This window comes from Albidovulum sp., assembly GCF_041919395.1.
Lineage (GTDB): Bacteria > Pseudomonadota > Alphaproteobacteria > Rhodobacterales > Rhodobacteraceae > Albidovulum.
Map to the genome: position 1 here is coordinate 1 of NZ_JAYRTX010000014.1, position 18428 is coordinate 18428.

At 67.2% G+C, this 18428-nt stretch carries 20 protein-coding genes; 14 read left to right on the top strand and 6 right to left on the bottom strand.

Annotation, left to right across the window (positions count from 1 at the left end; genetic code table 11):
- Positions 1-296 (top strand): PQQ-dependent sugar dehydrogenase (locus ACMUOO_RS04195; protein WP_413854887.1); only part of this gene is annotated, 296 nt, incomplete at its 5' end.
- A 4-nt stretch (positions 297-300) separates the two neighbouring features.
- Here the strand turns inward: ACMUOO_RS04195 and ACMUOO_RS04200 are convergent.
- Positions 301-1326 carry a GlxA family transcriptional regulator gene (locus ACMUOO_RS04200; protein ID WP_301918247.1) on the bottom strand — a complete coding sequence of 342 codons (1026 nt, stop codon included), beginning with the start codon at positions 1324-1326 and terminating at the stop codon, positions 301-303.
- Between the two features lie 145 nt (positions 1327-1471).
- On the opposite strand from ACMUOO_RS04200, the gene ACMUOO_RS04205 reads away from it, so the two are divergent.
- Complete coding sequence (locus tag ACMUOO_RS04205; protein ID WP_301918248.1) at positions 1472-2842, top strand: class II 3-deoxy-7-phosphoheptulonate synthase; 1371 nt, start codon at positions 1472-1474, stop codon at positions 2840-2842.
- Between the two features lie 68 nt (positions 2843-2910).
- Here ACMUOO_RS04205 and ACMUOO_RS04210 read toward each other — a convergent pair whose 3' ends face one another.
- Complete coding sequence (locus ACMUOO_RS04210; RefSeq protein WP_301918249.1) at positions 2911-3603, bottom strand: PAS domain-containing protein; 693 nt, start codon at positions 3601-3603, stop codon at positions 2911-2913.
- 141 nt (positions 3604-3744) lie between these two features.
- Between ACMUOO_RS04210 and ACMUOO_RS04215 the strand changes: the two genes are divergently transcribed.
- Genes ACMUOO_RS04215 through ACMUOO_RS04225 form a run of 3 tightly spaced genes read left to right on the top strand, consistent with a single transcriptional unit; the run spans position 3745 to position 5806 of the window.
- Complete coding sequence (locus ACMUOO_RS04215) at positions 3745-4647, top strand: YicC/YloC family endoribonuclease (protein ID WP_301918250.1); 903 nt, start codon at positions 3745-3747, stop codon at positions 4645-4647.
- A 2-nt stretch (positions 4648-4649) separates the two neighbouring features.
- Positions 4650-5285: a guanylate kinase gene (gene gmk / locus ACMUOO_RS04220; protein ID WP_301918281.1), complete on the top strand. Its 636-nt coding sequence runs from the start codon at positions 4650-4652 to the stop codon at positions 5283-5285.
- Positions 5282-5806: a gamma carbonic anhydrase family protein gene (locus ACMUOO_RS04225; protein WP_301918251.1), complete on the top strand. Its 525-nt coding sequence runs from the start codon at positions 5282-5284 to the stop codon at positions 5804-5806. Before gmk ends, ACMUOO_RS04225 begins: the two co-directional genes overlap by 4 nt.
- A 2-nt stretch (positions 5807-5808) precedes the next feature.
- Here the strand turns inward: ACMUOO_RS04225 and ACMUOO_RS04230 are convergent, their stop codons facing one another.
- Complete coding sequence (locus tag ACMUOO_RS04230; RefSeq protein ID WP_301918252.1) at positions 5809-6240, bottom strand: hypothetical protein; 432 nt, start codon at positions 6238-6240, stop codon at positions 5809-5811.
- Positions 6241-6415: 175 nt separating this feature from the next.
- Here ACMUOO_RS04230 and ACMUOO_RS04235 point away from each other — a divergent pair, with 175 nt between their 5' ends.
- The 7 genes from ACMUOO_RS04235 (at position 6416) to phoB (ending at position 13757) form a co-directional block, all read left to right on the top strand.
- Positions 6416-7456: an ATP-binding protein gene (locus tag ACMUOO_RS04235; RefSeq protein ID WP_301918253.1), complete on the top strand. Its 1041-nt coding sequence runs from the start codon at positions 6416-6418 to the stop codon at positions 7454-7456.
- A 138-nt stretch (positions 7457-7594) separates the two neighbouring features.
- A complete protein-coding gene (locus ACMUOO_RS04240; RefSeq protein ID WP_301918254.1) occupies positions 7595-8626 on the top strand; it encodes a substrate-binding domain-containing protein in 1032 nt (343 codons plus the stop codon).
- 81 nt (positions 8627-8707) lie between these two features.
- Positions 8708-10168, top strand: a complete 1461-nt coding sequence (gene pstC, locus ACMUOO_RS04245) for a phosphate ABC transporter permease subunit PstC (RefSeq protein WP_301918255.1) — start codon at positions 8708-8710, stop codon at positions 10166-10168.
- Positions 10165-11517 carry a phosphate ABC transporter permease PstA gene (gene pstA / locus ACMUOO_RS04250; RefSeq protein WP_301918256.1) on the top strand — a complete coding sequence of 451 codons (1353 nt, stop codon included), beginning with the start codon at positions 10165-10167 and terminating at the stop codon, positions 11515-11517. Before pstC ends, pstA begins: the two co-directional genes overlap by 4 nt.
- Positions 11518-11547: 30 nt before the next feature.
- Complete coding sequence (gene pstB, locus ACMUOO_RS04255; RefSeq protein WP_301918257.1) at positions 11548-12345, top strand: phosphate ABC transporter ATP-binding protein PstB; 798 nt, start codon at positions 11548-11550, stop codon at positions 12343-12345.
- A gap of 13 nt (positions 12346-12358) precedes the next feature.
- Entirely contained in the window at positions 12359-13072 is a 714-nt protein-coding gene (phoU, locus tag ACMUOO_RS04260; protein WP_301918258.1) for a phosphate signaling complex protein PhoU, read from the top strand.
- 1 nt (position 13073) lies between these two features.
- Positions 13074-13757 (top strand): phosphate regulon transcriptional regulator PhoB, encoded by a 684-nt coding sequence (gene phoB / locus ACMUOO_RS04265; protein WP_301918259.1) that lies wholly within the window; start codon positions 13074-13076, stop codon positions 13755-13757.
- Positions 13758-13791: 34 nt separating this feature from the next.
- Here phoB and ACMUOO_RS04270 read toward each other — a convergent pair whose 3' ends face one another.
- The 3 genes from ACMUOO_RS04270 to ACMUOO_RS04280 form a co-directional block, all read right to left on the bottom strand.
- Entirely contained in the window at positions 13792-14115 is a 324-nt protein-coding gene (locus ACMUOO_RS04270) for a hypothetical protein (protein WP_301918260.1), read from the bottom strand.
- A 168-nt stretch (positions 14116-14283) separates the two neighbouring features.
- Complete coding sequence (locus ACMUOO_RS04275) at positions 14284-14397, bottom strand: entericidin EcnA/B family protein (RefSeq protein WP_301918261.1); 114 nt, start codon at positions 14395-14397, stop codon at positions 14284-14286.
- Between the two features lie 4 nt (positions 14398-14401).
- The gene (locus ACMUOO_RS04280) at positions 14402-16216 is read right to left on the bottom strand and encodes an extracellular solute-binding protein (protein WP_301918262.1); all 1815 of its coding nucleotides are present in this window, start codon (positions 16214-16216) and stop codon (positions 14402-14404) included.
- Between the two features lie 341 nt (positions 16217-16557).
- On the opposite strand from ACMUOO_RS04280, the gene ACMUOO_RS04285 reads away from it, so the two are divergent.
- Positions 16558-17331 (top strand): 3-hydroxybutyrate dehydrogenase, encoded by a 774-nt coding sequence (locus ACMUOO_RS04285; RefSeq protein WP_301918263.1) that lies wholly within the window; start codon positions 16558-16560, stop codon positions 17329-17331.
- Between the two features lie 40 nt (positions 17332-17371).
- Positions 17372-18409: a patatin-like phospholipase family protein gene (locus ACMUOO_RS04290; protein WP_301918264.1), complete on the top strand. Its 1038-nt coding sequence runs from the start codon at positions 17372-17374 to the stop codon at positions 18407-18409.
- Positions 18410-18428 lie beyond the last annotated feature (19 nt).

The window sequence follows — 18428 nt, forward strand, 5'->3', positions numbered from 1 at the left end:
GCACGGCGGGGGAGGGCGTGACGCAGCCCGCCCACTACTGGGATCCCTCGATCGCGCCCTCGGGCCACATGGTCTATTCCGGCAGGCTCTGGCCGGAGTGGGCTGGGGATCACTTCCTGGGCAGCCTGAAATTCGACTACGTGGCGCGCTTGGATCCCGAAAACGGCTGGGCGGAAGAGGTCATCCGCGCCGCCGAGACCGGCCGCGTCCGCGACATCCGCGAGGCGCCCGACGGCTCGATCTGGTTTCTCTCGGTCGACCGCGGCGCCGTCTTCCGGATGCGTCCGCAGGGCTGACCGCTCAGACCGACAGCCGCGGCGTGGCGATGGCCGAGGTGCCGTGCGAACCGCGCTCGCGGTAGGGCGTTGTCTTGTAGTGCGCCCGGTAGCATTTCGAGAAGTGCGAGGGGCTTGCGAACCCGCAGGCGAGCGCCACGTTGATCACGCTCATGTCGGTCTGCATGAGAAGGTTGCGCGCCTTCTGGAGCCTGAGTTCCATGTAATAGCGCTTGGGGCTGCGGTTGAGGTAGCGGCGGAAGAGCCGTTCGAGCTGGCGCGTGGACATGCCGACATCCTCGGCGAGGTCGGCCGGGCTGATCGGGTCCTCGATGTTCTGCTCCATCATCTGGATGACCTGGCTCAGCTTCGGGTGCCGCACCCCGATCCGCGTCGGGATCGACAGGCGCTGGGTGTCCTGGTCGGTCCGAATGGCGGAGTAGATCAACTGGTCGGCAACGGTGTTGGCGACGTCCTCGCCATGGTCCTCGGCGATGATCTTCAGCATCAGGTCGATGGATGCCGTGCCGCCCGCGGTGGACATGCGGTTGCCGTCGACCACGAAGACCGACTTGGTCAGCTTCACATCCTCGAATTCCTCGATGAAGCTGTCCTGGTTCTCCCAGTGGATCGTGGCGCGCTTGCCGTCGAGCAGCCCGGCCTTGGCGACGGTGTAGGCGGCGGTGCAGAGGCCGCCGATCGCCGCCCCGCGCCTCGCCTCGCGCCGGAGCCAGTTGAGGATCGGTTTGGTCGTCGCCTGCTGCACGTCGATGCCACCGCAGACAAGCACGGTGTCCTCCCGCTCGATCTCGTCGAGCCCCATGTCGAGCTTGAAGGACGCGCCGTTGGAGCAAGTGACCTCGGTCCCGTTCTCGCCCGCCAGCTTCCAGACATAGGCCTGCCGCCCCAGAACCCGGTTGGCGATCCGGAGGGGTTCGATGGCCCCGGCGAAGGACAGCATCGTGAACCGGTCGAGCAGCAGAAAGACGAACCGCCGCTGCTTCGGTTCGCCGCTGGCCACCCGGATGCCACGCGCCTTGGGACTGGACATTCCGCGACCCTTTGTGTCGTTTTGCGCCAAAGAACCACCAATGCAGGGCGTCTTCAAGGCCGATTTCCGCCCATTACGGTTTGCGCCGCGCGGGGGGCTTCGCTATAAGCCCTCCGTTATCGCTCACGCCTTCAGGAGACACGAGATGACCACGGGCTGGACCAAATCCGACTGGCGCAGGAAGCCGCGGGTGCAGATGCCCGATTACCCCGATCAGGCCGCGCTTCGGGCCGTCGAGGTGCAGCTTTCGCGGATGCCGCCGCTCGTCTTCGCGGGCGAGGTGCGCAAGCTCAAGCGGGCGCTCGGCGAGGTCGCCGCGGGCAAGGCGTTCCTCCTGCAGGGCGGCGACTGCGCGGAAAGCTTCGCCGAGTTCTCGGCCGACAACATCCGCGACACCTTCAAGGTTCTCTTGCAGATGGCGATCGTGCTGACCTGGGGCGCGAAGCTGCCGGTGGTGAAGATCGGTCGCATGGCCGGACAGTTCGCCAAGCCCCGTTCGGCCGCGACCGAGACCCTGGGCGGGGTGGAACTGCCCTCCTATCGCGGCGACATCATCAACGGATTCGACTTCACGGCCGAGGCGCGCATCCCCGATCCTGTCCGGATGCTGCAGGCCTATACCCAGGCGGCGGCCTCGCTGAACCTCCTGCGTGCCTTCTCGACCGGAGGCTATGCCGACATGCACCGGGTCCAGAGCTGGATCGCCGGCTTCACCGAGGAGGACGAGGCCAAGCGTTACCGCGAGGTGGCCACCCGAATCCAGGACGCGATGGACTTCATGGCGGCCGCGGGCGTGACCTCGGACACGGTGCACGCGATGGCAGCGGTGGATTTCTACACGAGCCACGAGGCGCTGCTTCTGGAATACGAAGAGGCGCTCGCACGGATCGATTCCACCTCGGGCCTGCCGGTGGCGGGGTCGGGCCACATGATCTGGATCGGCGACCGCACCCGCCAGCCGGACGGCGCGCATGTGGAGTTCTGCCGCGGCGTGCAGAACCCGATCGGGCTGAAGTGCGGGCCATCGCTGGGTTCCGACGACCTCAAGGTTCTCCTGCGCAAGCTGAACCCTGAGAACGAGCCCGGCCGGCTGACGCTCATCGCCCGGTTCGGTGCCGGCAAGGTCGGCGACAACCTGCCACGCCTTGTTCGCGCTGTGGCGGAGGAGGGCGCCAACGTCGTCTGGACCTGCGACCCCATGCACGGCAACACGATCAAGTCGGCCTCGGGCTACAAGACCCGCCCCTTCGAGAGCGTGCTGCGCGAGGTGCGGGAGTTCTTCGCCGTCCACAAGGCCGAAGGCACGATCCCCGGCGGCGTGCATTTCGAGATGACCGGCAAGGATGTCACCGAATGCACCGGCGGCGTGCGCGCCGTGACGGACGAGGACCTCTCGGACCGCTACCACACCGCCTGCGACCCGCGGCTCAATGCCTCGCAGTCCCTGGAACTCGCCTTCCTGGTGGCCGAGGAACTGCAGGGCCGTCGGGCGATGCGGAAGGCGGCGGGCATGTAACCCGCGACCGGCGGTCGATATCGGACAGCGAACGGCCCCTCAGGCAGGGGCCGTTTCCATGTCCGGGATCACTCGTCGCTGACGACGAGGCGAAGATGCGCGCGGCCTCGCTCCAGACGGGCGGGCGCCGCGGCGAAGGGGGTTGCCGGCTCGGCAAAGCCCGCGGCGGGCGGCGGCGGCGCGGCGGCAGACCCGGCATCCCGATCGGGCGCGGTCGCGGCGACCGGTCGCACAAGGCTTTCGCGCAGATCGAACCGGCGCGGCGCGCGGCCGATGGCGCCTTCGGTGGCAAGGCAGCCGAGGATACGGCTCACGTCGCCGAGGTCGCTCTTGAGCGGCAGGAGCACCATCCGGCCTGCGAGCGCGGGCTTTCCGAAGCCCGACTCGCCCGCGAGCATCAGTTCTGCCGTGCAGGGCCCGGCGAAAACGCTTGCGAGGAGGATGCCGATCTCCCGCCGCGCGGCGGGCGTGAAGAGGGTGGTGAAGGGCATCCCGCGCACCTCCATCCCCATCAGGTCGTTGAGATGCATTCCGGCGAGGCGGAACCGCGCGACCTGCGGCGCGATCCGTTCCAGCACGAAGGCGTGTTCGAGCGACCGCTCGATCCCGCGCGGATCGACCTCGGACCGGCAGGGTGCGGCGCGCCCGCCGCGCAACCCCTCCCAATAGGCCCGGACCTCGGCGATCGCCGCGGGCGCCATCGCCCCGCGATTCCCGGCTAGGGAAACGACCTTGCCGTGGCTTCCGTCGAACTCGTCCATGTCACACCTGCCGCGCTTGATCCCTTGCCGGCCGCCCCGCGCGTTGTCGCCACGGTCAGGTCCTGTTAACCCTATGGCCGCAATGCTTACTGAAACGTAAATACACGAGCGGCCGTCAGACCCGGAGGGAAAAACTCTTAAATGGTAAACGCTTCGCTCGTCTCCATGACGGGGTTCGCCAGCCGCCGCGGCACCGCCGCCGGCTTCGACTGGACCTGGGAGATTCGCTCGGTCAACGGCAAGGGCTTCGACCTCAGGCTGCGGCTGCCCGACGGGATCGACGGGCTGGAACCGGCCGTCCGCGCCGCCGTTGCGCAGGTTGCGGAGCGCGGGAACATCATGCTTGCCCTCCGGCTCGCACGGGGCGCGGGCGGCGAGGTGCTGAAGGTCAACCCGGCCGGCCTCGACGCCGCCCTGTCGGCCCTCGCCGCCGTGCGGGCGCGGGCGGAGGCGGCCGGGCTGCCGCTGGCGGAGACCTCGGCGGCGGCCGTCCTCGCCCTGCGCGGCGTGACGGAGGCGGGTGGCGACGCAGGGGATACCGCGCCGCTCCTCTCCGCGCTGCTCGCCGACCTGGACCCGCTCCTGGCCGGTTTCGCGGCGATGCGAAAGGACGAGGGCAGGGCGCTCGCCGCGGTGATCGCGCGCCAGACCGACCGCATCGCCGCGCTCGCCGTTGAGGCGGGATCGGCAGCCGAGGCGCGCCGCCCCGAGATGGCACGCGCCCTGGCCGAGGCGCTCGGCCGGGTGATGGCCGGCGCGCCGGAGGCCGACCCGGCCCGCGTGACCCAGGAACTCGCGCTTCTCGCCGTCAAGGCCGACGTGACCGAGGAACTGGACCGGCTGGGCGCCCATGTCGCGGCGGCGCGCAAGCTTCTGGCGGCGGGAGGCGCGGTGGGCCGCAAGTTCGACTTCCTGATGCAGGAGTTCATGCGCGAGGCCAACACGCTCTGCTCCAAGTCCGGCAATGCCGAGCTGACGCGGATCGGGCTTGACCTGAAGCACGTGATCGACCAGATGCGCGAGCAGGTACAGAACGTGGAATGACGATGAAACGCAAGGGCTTGCTGATCATTCTTTCATCGCCTTCCGGGGCGGGGAAATCGACGCTGGCAAAGCGGCTGATGGCCTGGGACCCGACATTGCGCTTCTCGGTCTCGGCAACGACGCGCGCGCCCCGGCCGGGCGAGACCGATGGCAAGGACTACTGGTTCCACAGCCGCGCGGAATTCCTATCGATGGTGGCGGCGGGTGACATGCTGGAACATGCCGAGGTCTTCGGCAACCTCTACGGCTCGCCAAGGGAGCCGGTCGAACGGGCCATGGCCGAGGGGCGCGACACGCTCTTCGACATCGACTGGCAGGGCGGCCAGCAGATTCGCAACTCCGTCCTGGGAAAGGACGTCGTTTCGGTCTTCGTCCTGCCTCCGTCGATCGCCGAACTCGAACGCAGGCTCCGGTCGCGGGGGCAGGACAGCGACACGGTGATCGCCGGCCGCATGGCGAAATCGGAAGCCGAGATAAGCCATTGGGCGGAATACGATTATGTCCTCGTGAACGAGGATATCGACCGCGCCGAGGCGGACCTCAGGACCATCCTTCTGGCCGAACGGATGCGGCGCGACCGCCAGCCGTGGCTCTCCGACTTCGTCCGTGGCCTCAACCGGGAGTTTGATGCAAGATGATCTGGGAACTCGATGGGATCACACCGGAAATCGGCGATGGCGCCTGGGTCGCGCCGGATGCCAACCTGATCGGCAAGGTGGTGCTGGGGGCGGCTGCGAACGTCTGGTTCGGCGCGACGCTCAGGGGAGACAACGAGGAAATCCGGATCGGCCGCGGCACCAATATCCAGGAAAACACCGTCTGCCACACCGACATGGGCTTTCCGCTGGTGATCGGCGCCGACTGCACGATCGGCCACAAGGCGATGCTGCACGGCTGCACCATCGGCGACGGCACGCTGATCGGCATGGGGGCAACCGTGCTGAACGGCGCGAGGATCGGCCGGGGCTGCCTGATCGGGGCCGGGGCGCTCATCACCGAGGGCAAGGATATCCCCGACGGCTGCCTCGTCATGGGCGCGCCCGGCAAGGTCGTGCGCCTGCTCGACGGCGACGCGCAGGCGCGGCTCCTGGCCTCTGCCGCGCATTACCGCGAGAACGCCGCCCGTTTCGCCCGCGGCCTCAAGCCAGCGCGGGGCTGACCCTAGCCGTCCGGACGGCCGGGCAGAAGAACGAGATCGAAGACGATGCCGGCCGCATGCGTCCGTACCTCGGCGCGGACGGCCTCTGGGCGGGGCAGGGGCGCGGTGAGGGCAAGGAGCCGGCCACCGAACCCGGTTGCGGTCAGCCGGTCGGCAAGATCGAGCACGTCGAAGTCCGGCCCGAAAAGGGGGGCGACGACGATGTCCGGCGCCACCTTCGCGAGGAATGCGGCGGTAACCTGCTGGAACCGGGCAAAGACGCAGGCCACGGGAGGCGGCCGCATCAGCGGGTCGATCTGTCCCGCCGCCAGATCGACGGCGAGCACCCGGCTGCCGGATGCGTCGAATGCGGCCTGCGGCGCGTCCAGGGACGGCCCCGACTTCGGCCCCGCGGCGTCCGGATCGTCACCCTGCACTGCCTGTCCCCAACACATTCCGTCTGTCCGGTCGCGGGCGCCCGGTCGCATGGCTCGACCTTGGCGTGAAGCCGCTGATCCTCGTTCTGCCAAAACGTGTATCAGCCTGCGCGTGCCGCGCCAAGGGTGCGCCGGGTTGATCCGGTGACGATTTGCTCCGACACATGGGACGGCACTCGCAGGAGGGATCGCAATGCAGGCACCGGAGATTCGCGACGTCCTTCAGGCAGTTCCCATGGCAATGCTTCTCGTCGGGCCGGGCCAGCGCGTGCTGGCGGCGAATCACGCGGCCTCCGTCCTCTTCGGCATTTCCCTCGAAGGACGGTCCTGCAACGCCTTCCTGCGCCATCCGGACTTCCTCGACGGACTCGAAGCCTGCCTTCGCGAAAGGCGTCGCGGCACGGCGCGGATCGTGCTTACCGGGACGCCGAGCGAGACGCATCTCGCGCTCAGCTTCACCCCGATCCTGGCTGAGGAGGGACACTGCGCGCTTGTCGCCTTCGACGATCTTTCCGCGCTCGAACACGCGGTGGCGATGCGGCGCGACTTCGTGGCCAACGTCAGCCACGAACTCAGGACTCCGCTCACCGCCCTCGTCGGCTTCATCGAGACGCTGCGCGGGGCGGCAAGGGACGACCCCGCCGCGCGGGACCGGTTCCTCGGCATCATGGAACGAGAGGCCGGGCGGATGATCCGGCTTGTCAGCGACCTTCTCTCGCTCAGCAGGGTGGAGGCCGAGGAACGGCGCCGCCCGGACGAGAAGGTGGAGGTCATCGGCGTCCTGCGAACCACGCTTGCGAGCCACCGCGATCAGGCCCGTGCGGCGGGCGTGGAACTCGTGCTCGACAGCGAGCGCGAGGCCGTGACGGTGCGCGCCGATGCCGATCAGCTTGCGCAGGTCTTCCACAACCTTGTGGAGAACGCGATCAAGTACGGCGCCACCGGTCACCTCGTGACCGTCCGGGTCCGTCAGCTCGACCGGGAGCCGGTGCTGCGCGGCCCGGCCCTGCAGATCGAGGTGATCGACAAGGGCGAGGGGATCGACGCCTTGCACCTGCCGCGTCTGACGGAGCGATTCTACCGGGTGGACAGCGACCGCTCGCGGCAGAAGGGCGGAACCGGCCTGGGCCTTGCCATCGTGAAGCACATCGTCAACCGCCACCGGGGCCGGTTCAGGATCGAGAGCGAGGTTGGAAAAGGCAGCCGTTTCATCGTGGTCCTGCCGGCCGGTTGACGCGGCGCAGCCGGCTGCGCGCGGGGCCGTGTCATGAAAGCGTTACATGACCGTCACAAAAGGATAGCTGCGCGTCCCTAGAGCATCGGGCGAGGTCGCCATCGGGTGGTGGCCGCAAACGACTTGCAGGAGAATGCAATGAACATCGCGAAATTCACCGTCTCGGCGCTTGCCATGGCCGCCGCCGCCTCGGCCGCCGACGCGCGCGACCAGGTCCAGATCGCCGGATCGTCGACCGTGCTTCCCTATGCCACCATCGTCGCCGAAGCCTTCGGCGAGAACTTCGAGTTTCCGACCCCGGTCGTCGAAGGCGGCGGTTCGGGCGCCGGGCGCAAGAAGCTCTGCGAGGGCGTGGGCGAGAACACGATCGACATCGCCAATTCGTCGAGCCGCATCAAGCAGTCCGACATCGACCTCTGCGCCCAGAACGGCGTGAACGAGATCATGGAGGTCCGCATCGGCTATGACGGCATCGTCTTCGCCTCGGACGTGAACGGGGCCGAGTTCGCCTTCACCCCGGCCGACTGGTACAATGCGCTGGCCGCCGAGGTCGTGAAGGACGGCGCGCTCGTCGCCAACCCGAACAAGACCTGGGCCGACGTGAACTCGGCGCTGCCTGCGCAGGACATCCTCGCCTTCATCCCGGGCACCAAGCACGGCACCCGCGAAGTCTTCGACGTGAAGGTTCTGGAAGCCGGCTGCAAGGCCTCGGGCGCCGAGGACGCGCTGGTCGCGGCGAAGGGCGAGGAGGACGGCAAGAAGGCCTGCCTCGCGCTCAGGACCGACGGCGTGTCGGTCGACATCGACGGCGACTATACCGAGACGCTGGCCCGGCTCGAGGCCAACAGGAACGCCATCGGCGTCTTCGGCCTGTCGTTCTACCAGAACAACACCGACAAGCTGCGCGTCGCGACCATGGACGGCGTGGTGCCGTCGACGGAATCGATCGCCTCGGGCGATTACCCGATCTCGCGTCCGCTCTACTTCTACGTCAAGAAGGCGCATCTCGGCGTGATCCCGGGCCTGCAGGAATACATCGACTTCTTCGTCTCCGACGACATGGCCGGCCCGGACGGCCCGCTCGCGGCCTACGGCCTCGTGTCCGACCCGGAGCTTGCCGCGACGCAGGCTGCCGTCGCCGCCGGCACCCCGATGGGTCCGCTGGAATAAACCTTCGACAAAGGGTGGCGCCCCTCCGGGCGCCACCCGTTCCGCCGACTGCTGCCTTATCCTTTTCGTGGCGGGGGGGCCATGACCAACGGAATCCTCTTCCTGATCGTGTTGGCGCTTGCCGCCGCCGCCTATGTTCTCGCCCGCCAGCGGTCGCTTGCGGCCGTCGAGGGCGACATCAAGAAACTCCATTCGCTGCCTGGCCACCATGGCCAGACGGCGTTTCTTTTCACCGCCGTTCCGGCCCTTCTGCTGATGGCTGTCTGGCTCTTCGTCCAGCCGATGGCGATCGACGCGCGGGTGAGCGGGATGATCGCCGACAGCGACGTGCCCCAGGGCTCCTCCCGCGGGCTCGTCATGGCGGACGTGCGCCGCATCAGCGACGGTCTCGACACGATCGTGGCGCTTGGCGGAATGAGCGAGGAGACGGTCGCATCCATGCGCGCGGACATTTCCGACGTCCGCTCGCGCCTCGCCGAGGTCGGCGTGGCGCTCGGGTCCAATGTCGGAAACTCAGTTTTCACCGCCGCCAAGGCATACCGCAGCATGGCGAGCACGGGGCGACTCGGCATGACGGCGGCCGTGCTAGCCCTAGCCGTCGCAGGGCTTGCCTTCGGGCTCGCCCGTGTCAGGCCGGAGTTCCGCGCCCGCAACGTCTCGGAACGCTTCGTCATCGGACTCCTGATCGGCTCCTCGCTGATCGCGATCCTGACCACGATCGGCATCGTCGTGTCGCTCCTTTTCGAGACGCTGCACTTCTTCCGGCTCTATCCCGCGTCGGAGTTCTTCTTCTCGACGGTCTGGAACCCGCAGTTCCGCGGCGGCTCCGACCTCGGCATCTGGCCGCTTCTCTGGGGCACGCTCTATGTCTCGGTGATCGCGCTCGTCGTCGCCGTGCCGGTCGGGCTCATGTCGGCGATCTACCTGTCGGAATATGCCTCGGCGCGGATGCGCGCCTGGGTCAAGCCGGCAATCGAGATTCTCGCCGGCATCCCGACCATCGTCTATGGCCTCTTCGCGCTGATCACCGTCGGGCCCATCCTGCGCGACTATTTCGCCCAGCCGTTCGGGATCGGCTCGTCCTCCTCCTCGGTCATGACGGCGGGCGTCGTCATGGGGATCATGGTCATCCCCTTCGTCTCCTCGCTCTCCGATGACATCATCAACGCCGTGCCGCAGTCGCTGCGCGACGGGTCCCTGGCCCTCGGCGCCACGCCGTCCGAAACGGTGCGTCAGGTCGTCTTTCCGGCCGCACTGCCGGGGATCGTCGGCGCCATCCTCCTCGCCGCGTCGCGTGCCATAGGCGAGACGATGATCGTGGTCATGGGCGCGGGCGCGGCCGCGAAGCTGTCGCTGAACCCGTTCGAGGCGATGACGACGGTCACGGTGAAGATCGTCAGCCAGCTGACCGGCGACACCGAGTTCGCCAGCCCCGAGACGCTCGTGGCCTTCGCTCTCGGCCTGACGCTCTTCGTCATGACGCTCGCGCTCAACATCCTCGCGCTCTACATCGTGCGCAAGTACCGGGAGCAGTACGAATGACCGACGCGACGGTTTCGATCCCGCGCCCGGCGCGGCAGGGCAGTTCGCTCTTCAAGCCCGACGGGCGGGTGAAGCGGCGCAATTCGGCCGAGACACGGTTCCGCGCCTACGGGATGACCGCCATCGTCATCGCGCTCATGGCGCTCGTCTGGCTCCTCTATTCGATCTTCTCGGCGGGGCTTCCGGCCTTCCGTCAGACCTTCGTCACGATGCCGGTGATGCTCGATCCCGCCGTTCTCGACAAGAACGGCAACCGCGACCCGGCCGAACTGGTGAAGGTGACGACCGTCGGCTACTCCAAGGTGCTGGACGCCAGCTTCGTCGCCGCGGTCGAGGCGGCCGGGATCGACACCGGCGGGCTGACGCCCAAGGACATCGCCGGGCTGCTCTCCGAGGAGTCGGCGGCGACGCTGCGCGGCAGGGTCCTCGCCGATCCCGCGCTCATCGGCCAGACGATCGAGTTCACCGCCCTCGCCGGCGGCCGGATCGACGGCTACTACAAGGGTCGCGTGACGATGGGGAGCGCGACGCTCGATTCCAACGTCAAGCCCGAGCAGCTCATGCTTGCCGATGCACTGAGGGAAAGGGGGATCCTGACCCAGTCCTTCAACATGGGCTTCCTCACCATGCCGGACGCCTCCGACAAGCGGCCCGAGGCCGCCGGCCTCGGCGTCGCCATCGTCGGGTCGTTCTACATGATGATCGTCGTCCTCGTCCTGTCGCTGCCGATCGGGGTTGCCGCCTCGATCTATCTTGAGGAATTCGCGCCGAAGAACCGGCTGACGGACATCATCGAGGTGAACATCGCCAACCTCGCGGCCGTGCCCTCTATCGTCTACGGCATCCTCGGGCTCGCCGTCTTCATCAATATCGGCGGCCTGCCGCAGTCGGCACCGATCGTCGGCGGGCTGGTGCTGACGCTGATGACGCTGCCGCGGATCATCATCCCGACGCGGGCGGCGCTGAACGCGGTGCCGCCGTCGATCCGCGACGCCGCCCTTGGCGTCGGCGCCTCGAAGCTGCAGTCGGTTTTCCATCACGTGCTGCCGCTCGCCATGCCCGGCATCCTGACGGGCATGATCATCGGCCTTGCCCAGGCGCTCGGCGAGACGGCGCCGCTCCTGCTGATCGGCATGGTGGCCTTCGTGCGCGACTTCCCCGATGCGCTTCCGGGCGGTCTCTTCGATCCGGCGGCGGCGCTTCCGGTGCAGGTCTACAACTGGACGCAGCGCGGCGACCCCGGCTTCGTCGAACGGGCCTCGGGCGCGATCATCGTGCTGCTCGCCTTCCTTCTCATCATGAACGCGGTCGCGATCTACCTGCGCCGCAAGTTCGAACGGCGCTGGTAGAGACCGGCCAACATGGCGGAGACAAGACCCATGGACGACATGCGATTGGCCGAGAAGGCGGTGAACGCTGCCGAGACGAAGATCGCCGCACGCAACGTGCAGGTCTATTACGGCGACAGCCACGCGATCAAGGACGTGGACATCGACATCGCCGACCGCACCGTGACCGCCTTCATCGGTCCCTCGGGCTGCGGCAAGTCCACCTTTCTGCGCTGCCTGAACCGGATGAACGACACGATCCCGATCTGCCGCGTGGAGGGCGACATCCTGCTCGATGGCGAGGATATCTACGACAAGCGGGTCGACCCCGTGCAGCTTCGCGCCCGCATCGGGATGGTGTTCCAGAAGCCGAACCCCTTCCCGAAGTCGATCTACGAGAACGTGGCTTACGGCCCGAAGATCCACGGGCTTGCCCGCAACAAGGCCGAACTCGACGGGATCGTCGAAAGCTCGCTCAGGAAGGCGGCACTCTGGAACGAGGCGAAGGACCGGCTTTCCGAGCCCGGCACCGGCCTGTCGGGCGGCCAGCAGCAGCGGCTGTGCATCGCCCGCGCCATCGCGACCTCGCCCGAGGTTCTCCTGATGGACGAGCCCTGTTCGGCGCTCGACCCCATCGCCACCGCGCAGGTGGAGGAGCTGATCGACGAGTTGCGCGGGCAGTTCTCGGTCGTGATCGTGACCCACTCGATGCAGCAGGCCGCGCGGGTGAGCCAGCGGACAGCCTTCTTCCATCTCGGCAACCTCGTCGAATTCGGCGAGACCGGGCAGATCTTCACCAACCCGCGCGATCCGCGCACCGAAAGCTACATCACCGGCCGGATCGGCTGAGGGAGACACCGACATGGAAAGCCAACATATCCTGCAAGCCTTCGACCGGGATCTCGAAGGGATACAGGCGATGGTGATGCGCATGGGGGGGATGGTCGAGGCCGCGATCCTCGAAGCGGGGCAGGCGCTCGAAGCGCGCGACGACGATCTCGCCGAGAAGGTCCGCGCGGGGGACAAGGCCATCGACGCGCTCGAGGAGAAGATCGCCGAGGAGGCGTCGCGTCTGATCGCGCTGCGCGCCCCCACGGCAAGCGACCTCCGCATCGTCCTGTCGGTCATGAAGATTGCCGCAAGCCTCGAACGGGTCGGCGACTACGCCAAGAACATGGCGAAGCGCGCCAACGTGCTCGGCCAGATGCCCGTCATTCCGGGCGCGGGCGGTTCGCTGCGCCGCATGTCCAAGACGGTGGTGCAGATGCTGTCGGATGCGCTCGACGCCTACAACACGCGCGACGCGGCGCTGGCCGAGGACGTCCGCAACCGCGACCGCGACGTGGACCAGATGTACAACGCGCTCTTCCGCGAATTCCTGACCCACATGATGGAAGACCCGCGCAACATCACCGCCTGCATGCACCTGCATTTCATCGCGAAGAACATCGAACGCATGGGCGACCACGCAACGACGATCGCCGAACAGGTGATGTATCTCGTCACCGGCGTGAGGCCCGAGGAGAACCGCCCGAAGGCGGAAACCGTGACCGTCATCGGAGTCGAGGGAAAGTGACATGCAGGCGCCGACCGTCCTGATCGTCGAGGATGAACCCGCCCAGCGCGAGGTCCTGGCCTACAACCTCGAGGCCGAGGGCTACCGCGTTGCGCAGGCCGACAACGGCGAGGAAGCGCTTCTGCTCGTCTCGGAAGACGCCCCCGACCTCATCGTGCTCGACTGGATGCTTCCCAACGTCTCCGGCATCGAGGTCTGCCGCCGCCTGAAGTCCCGCCCCGAGACGCGCGCCGTCCCGATCATCATGCTTTCGGCCCGCTCGGAGGAGGTGGACCTCGTCCGCGGGCTCGAAACCGGGGCGGACGACTACATGGTCAAGCCCTATTCGGTGGTGGAACTGATGGCGCGGGTGCGCACGCAGTTGCGCCGGTCGCGTCCCTCGGCCGTGGGCGAGGCGCTGGAGTACGAGGACATCACGCTCGACCCCGAAACCCACCGGGTCCACCGGAGCGGCATGCTCCTCAAACTCGGCCCGACCGAGTTCCGGCTCCTGACGACGCTGATGGAGAAACCCGGACGGGTCTGGAGCCGGGAACAGCTGCTCGACCGCGTCTGGGGCCGCGACATCTACGTCGATACGCGCACCGTGGACGTCCATGTCGGGCGGCTGAGAAAGGCGCTTTGTGCGTACGGCGGCGATGATCCGGTGCGCACGGTGCGCGGCGCGGGCTACGCGCTCGGCTGATCGGCCGCAGCCGGTCTGCCCGCCCTGACGACGGTCAGTCGTTCTCGTCGTCGCCGTAGCGGGCGTCGTCGTCAAGTTCCTCCTCCCCCTCGGGCAGGAACTTGCCGGACAGGCGGATCGAGTGGTCGTCGTGGCGCGGGTCCATCACCACGTCAGAGGGAAGCTCGCCCGCGAGCCAGTCGCGGATCTCCTCGCGTGCGTCCGCGGCCTCCTGGCCGGTCAACTCGGCGACATAGGCGATGAATGCCCGCTGGTCGCCGTCGATCTCGTCGAGCTCGGCCTCGTCGGCCTCGGGCCACTTGTCGAGGATCGCCTCGAAGAAGGCGGGCCAGTTCTCCTGGACGTGGTGCCATTTCATGGACGGTCTCTGCGGATTGGTGATCGTATGTCCCAATGTGCACACGAAGGCGCGGCGGCGAAAGGGGGCGGTTCGGCAAAATTGTCGCGCGAAGGCCGCAGTCTCCGACAAGCCGGGGTGCGACGCGCACGGTGGACCTGGCGGCGGGGGACGGACCCGGTGCCGCCGTCAGAACCAGCTCTGCACCTTCCGGGCGCCGGCCGAGACGTCGTCGCCGACCCCGGCGACGGTGTTGCAGGCGGCGAGCGTGACGAGAGCGGCGATCAGGATCAGTTTCTTCATGCTTTCAGTCCTCGTACCACCAGACTTCCGGCTGGAAGCCCGGCCAGTCCCCGTATAGCGGAATCGTTTCGGGGTAGTGAAGATGGGAGGAATGGGCGATCCGCGAGACGTCAGAGAACCAGACCGGGATGACATAGCGTCCCGCCGTGAGAATCCGGTCGAGAGCCTGCGTCGACGCGATGAGTTCGTCGTAATCCCCCGCGCCGACAAGATTCCGGACCATCGCGTCCGCGGCGGGCACGGCCATGCCCATCCAGTTGCGCGTGCCGGGCTCGGTCACGCCGGCCGATCCCCAGTAGAGAGTCTGCTCGTTTCCGGGCGAGAGCGAGAAGCTGCGGGAATACCACGCCATGTCGAAGGCATAGGAGTTCGTCCGCTCCGTGTACTGGGCGCTGTCGACGACGGTGACGCGGGGCGTGATGCCGATCGTCTTCAGCGCCTCGGCATAGATGTCCACGACCGTCTGCGATTCCGTCGCGCCGGACGCCAGCACGATCTCGAAATCGAAGGGCTTGCCCTCGGGATTCTTCAAGGCGCCGTCCTGAACGGTCCAGCCGGCCTCCTCGAACAGCTTCAGTGCCTGGCGAAGGTTCTTGCGGTCGATGGCCCTGGCAGCGTCACCCACGGGCAGCTCGTAGCCTTCGATCGTTCCTGGCGGCAGGTCGGCGGCGAAGGGGGCAAGGAGTTCCGCGACGCGCCCGGCCGCGGGACCATGATCCGTGCCGAGGACCGAATTCGAGAAGTAGGAGGTGATCCGGGGCTCGGTGCCGAGGTTGATCGTCTGGTTGATGAACTCGAAGTTGAAGGCGAGGATCATCGCCTCGCGCACCCGCCAGTCGGCGAAGATCGGGTTGCGGGTGTTCATCACGAGGCCGGTGATCCCCGACGGGCGCCGGTTCGGGATCTCTGCCTTCACCACCTCGCCGGAGGCGACCGAGGGGAAGTCGTACTGGGTCTGCCACTTTGCGGCGCTCGACTCGCGCAGGCTGGTGATCACGCCCGCCGTGAAGGCCTGGAAGATCACGCCAGCATCGGCGAAGTAATCATAGCGGATCTCGTCGAGATTGTGCTGGCCGCGGTTGAACGGCAGGTCCCGGCCCCAGTAGTCCGGGTTGCGGCGGAAGGTGATCTGGCGTCCGGGCTCGAACCCGGCCACGACGTAGGGCCCCGATCCGACCGGCGGCTCCAGCGTGGTCGCTGCAAAGTCCTTGCCCTGCCACTGCGCCTTCTCAAGGATCGGCCGCATCCCCATGAGAAGAGCCAGTTCGCGGTCGGGCGCACTGAAGGTGAACCGGACGGAGCGGGGGCCGGTCTGCTCCATCTTCGCCACCTTGGCCCAGGCGGTCCGGTAGCGCGGATGTCCCTGCGTCCCGAGCGTCTCGTAGCTCCACATCACGTCCTCGATCGTGACCGGGCTTCCGTCCGAGAATCGGGCCTCGGGCCTGAGCACGAACTCGACCCAGGTCCGGGCCTCGTCGGTCTCGACCGATTCGGCGAGAAGTCCGTAAAGCGTGAAGGGCTCGTCGATGGAGCGGCCCATCAGCGTCTCGACCGTGTGCAGGCCGAGGCCCCAGGGGGCGTTTCCCTTGAGGATATAGGGGTTGAGCGAATCGAAGCCGCCCGGTTCGGCCAAGATGATCCGTCCGCCCTTCGGCGCATCCGGATTGACGTAGGGAAGCGACACAAAATCGGGTGGGAGAGCGGGACGGCCATACATAGCTATGCCGTGCTGCGGCTCTGCCCCCGCTGCGGCCGCGACCAGGAGCGCCATGGTCAGTGTCGCGGCGCGGCGCAGGCGCTTGAAAATCTTCGGTCGCATTTCGGCAACAATCCCTTCCCGGCTTGCCTCGCTGGCCGCGACGCTAACCCCGCATCCCTGCCTTTTCAAACTTTTAGCTTGGCCGTCAGCGAAGGACCGCGTATAAAGTGACTACTGCTCGATAGGTTTCTTGCCTGTATGAAACCTGCCTCAATGACTTGACGCCCGCCTTGTGCGGGCGTTTTTTTTGGCTCCTCCACAGCGTCTCGCGGACAACCGCTCCCGGCCGAATCGCTGTCGGCGCAATACCGGTCGCGATCCGGGAACGATGCCGTGAATGCGGTGGATTTTGCGCTCGCGGCGTCTATGTTTGCTGCAGCGCAATATCTCTGGAGGTTAAGATGTCCCTTTCCGGCAAGACGGCAATCGTGACCGGTTCGAATTCCGGCATCGGCCTCGGCACTGCGCGCGAACTGGCCCGGGCGGGCGCGGACGTCGTCCTCAACTCCTTCACCGACCGCGACGAGGATCATGCGCTGGCCGCGGACATGGCCAAGGAGTTCGGCGTGAAGGTCCGCTACATCAAGGCGGACATGTCCAAGGGCGAGGAGTGCCGGGCGCTGGTCAAGAAGGCCGGAGGCTGCGACATCCTGGTCAACAACGCCGGGATCCAGTTCGTGTCGCCCGTCGAGGAGTTTCCGGTCGAGAAGTGGAACGCCATCCTTGCGATCAATCTCTCCTCCGCCTTCCACACGATCGCGGCGGCGCTGCCGGGGATGCGGGCGAAGGGCTGGGGGCGCATCGTCAATATCGCCTCGGCGCACGGGCTCACCGCCTCGCCCTTCAAGTCGGCCTATGTCGCGGCCAAGCACGGGATCGTCGGTCTCACCAAGACGGTCGCGCTTGAGGCCGCGGGGAAGGGCGTGACCTGCAACGCGATCTGCCCGGGCTATGTGCTGACGCCCTTGGTCGAAGCGCAGATTCCCGAGCAGATGAAGGTTCACAACATGGACCGCGAGCAGGTGATCCGCGAGGTGATGCTGGAGCGCCAGCCCTCGCGCCAGTTCGCCACGGTGGAGGAGATCGGCGGCACCACCGTCTTCCTCTGCTCAGATGCTGCGGCGCAGATCACGGGGACGACGATCTCGGTCGACGGCGGCTGGACCGCCCTCTGAACCCCGAGGTGTGGAACCACAACGAGGGGGCCGAAGGGCAATGGCGGTCAGGCGCATCAACCTCGCGCTTCAGGGCGGCGGCGCGCATGGCGCCTTCACCTGGGGCGTTCTAGACCGGCTGCTCTGCGATGAGAGCATCGAGATCGCGGCGATATCCGGCACCTCGGCCGGTGCGCTGAACGGCGCCGCCGTGAAGGCGGGGCTTGCCAGAGGCGGGCGCGCGGCGGCACGCGAGAATCTCGACTGGCTCTGGGAACAGGTGGGGGCGGTCGGCGATGTGCGGCTCGGCGATTGGTTCCGCGCCTTCCTGCCGCTCGCGGGCATCTGGTCGGGCGTGACCGACCGGCTCGCGCCCTTCTCTCCGGTCGATGTCGCGGCGCGCGTCTTCAGTCCTTACGATCTCGGGCCGTTCTATGCCAATCCGCTTGCCCGGATCGCGCGTGCGTTCGAGTTCGAGCATGTATGCGGCCCTGCTGGCCCGGAGCTTTTCGTGGCCGCGACGAACGTGCGCACCGGCAAGATACGAGTCTTCCCCTCGCACCAGATCACGCCCGAGGTCATTCTCGCCTCGGCCTGCCTGCCGACGGTATTCCAGGCGGTGGAGATCGAAGATCCGGCTACCGGGCGGATGGAGGCCTACTGGGATGGCGGCTACACCGGGAACCCCGCGCTTTTCCCGCTTTTTGCCAGGCACCTGCCGCGCGACATCGTTGTCGTCAGCATCAATCCCCTCGTGCGAGACGCAGTACCGCGGATCGCCGTGGAAATCGAGGACAGGATCAACGAGATCAGCTTCAACGCCTCGCTTCTCGCCGAGTTCCGGGCAATCAACTTCGTCAAGCGGCTGATCCGGTCGGGGGCGATGAGCGCCGAGGCGATGAAGGACGTTCTCGTCCATATCGTGGCCGACGACGACCTGATGGACCATCTTTCGGCCGCGAGCAAGCTGACGCCCGCGCCGGGCCTTCTCTTCGCGCTGAAGGAGGCGGGCATTGCAGCGGCCGACCGGTTCCTGGGCGAGCATTCGGAAAAGCTCAACCGCGAAGCCTCGGTCGATCTGCCGCGGATGTTCGGCTGAAGGATCGCGCCTCTTCGGG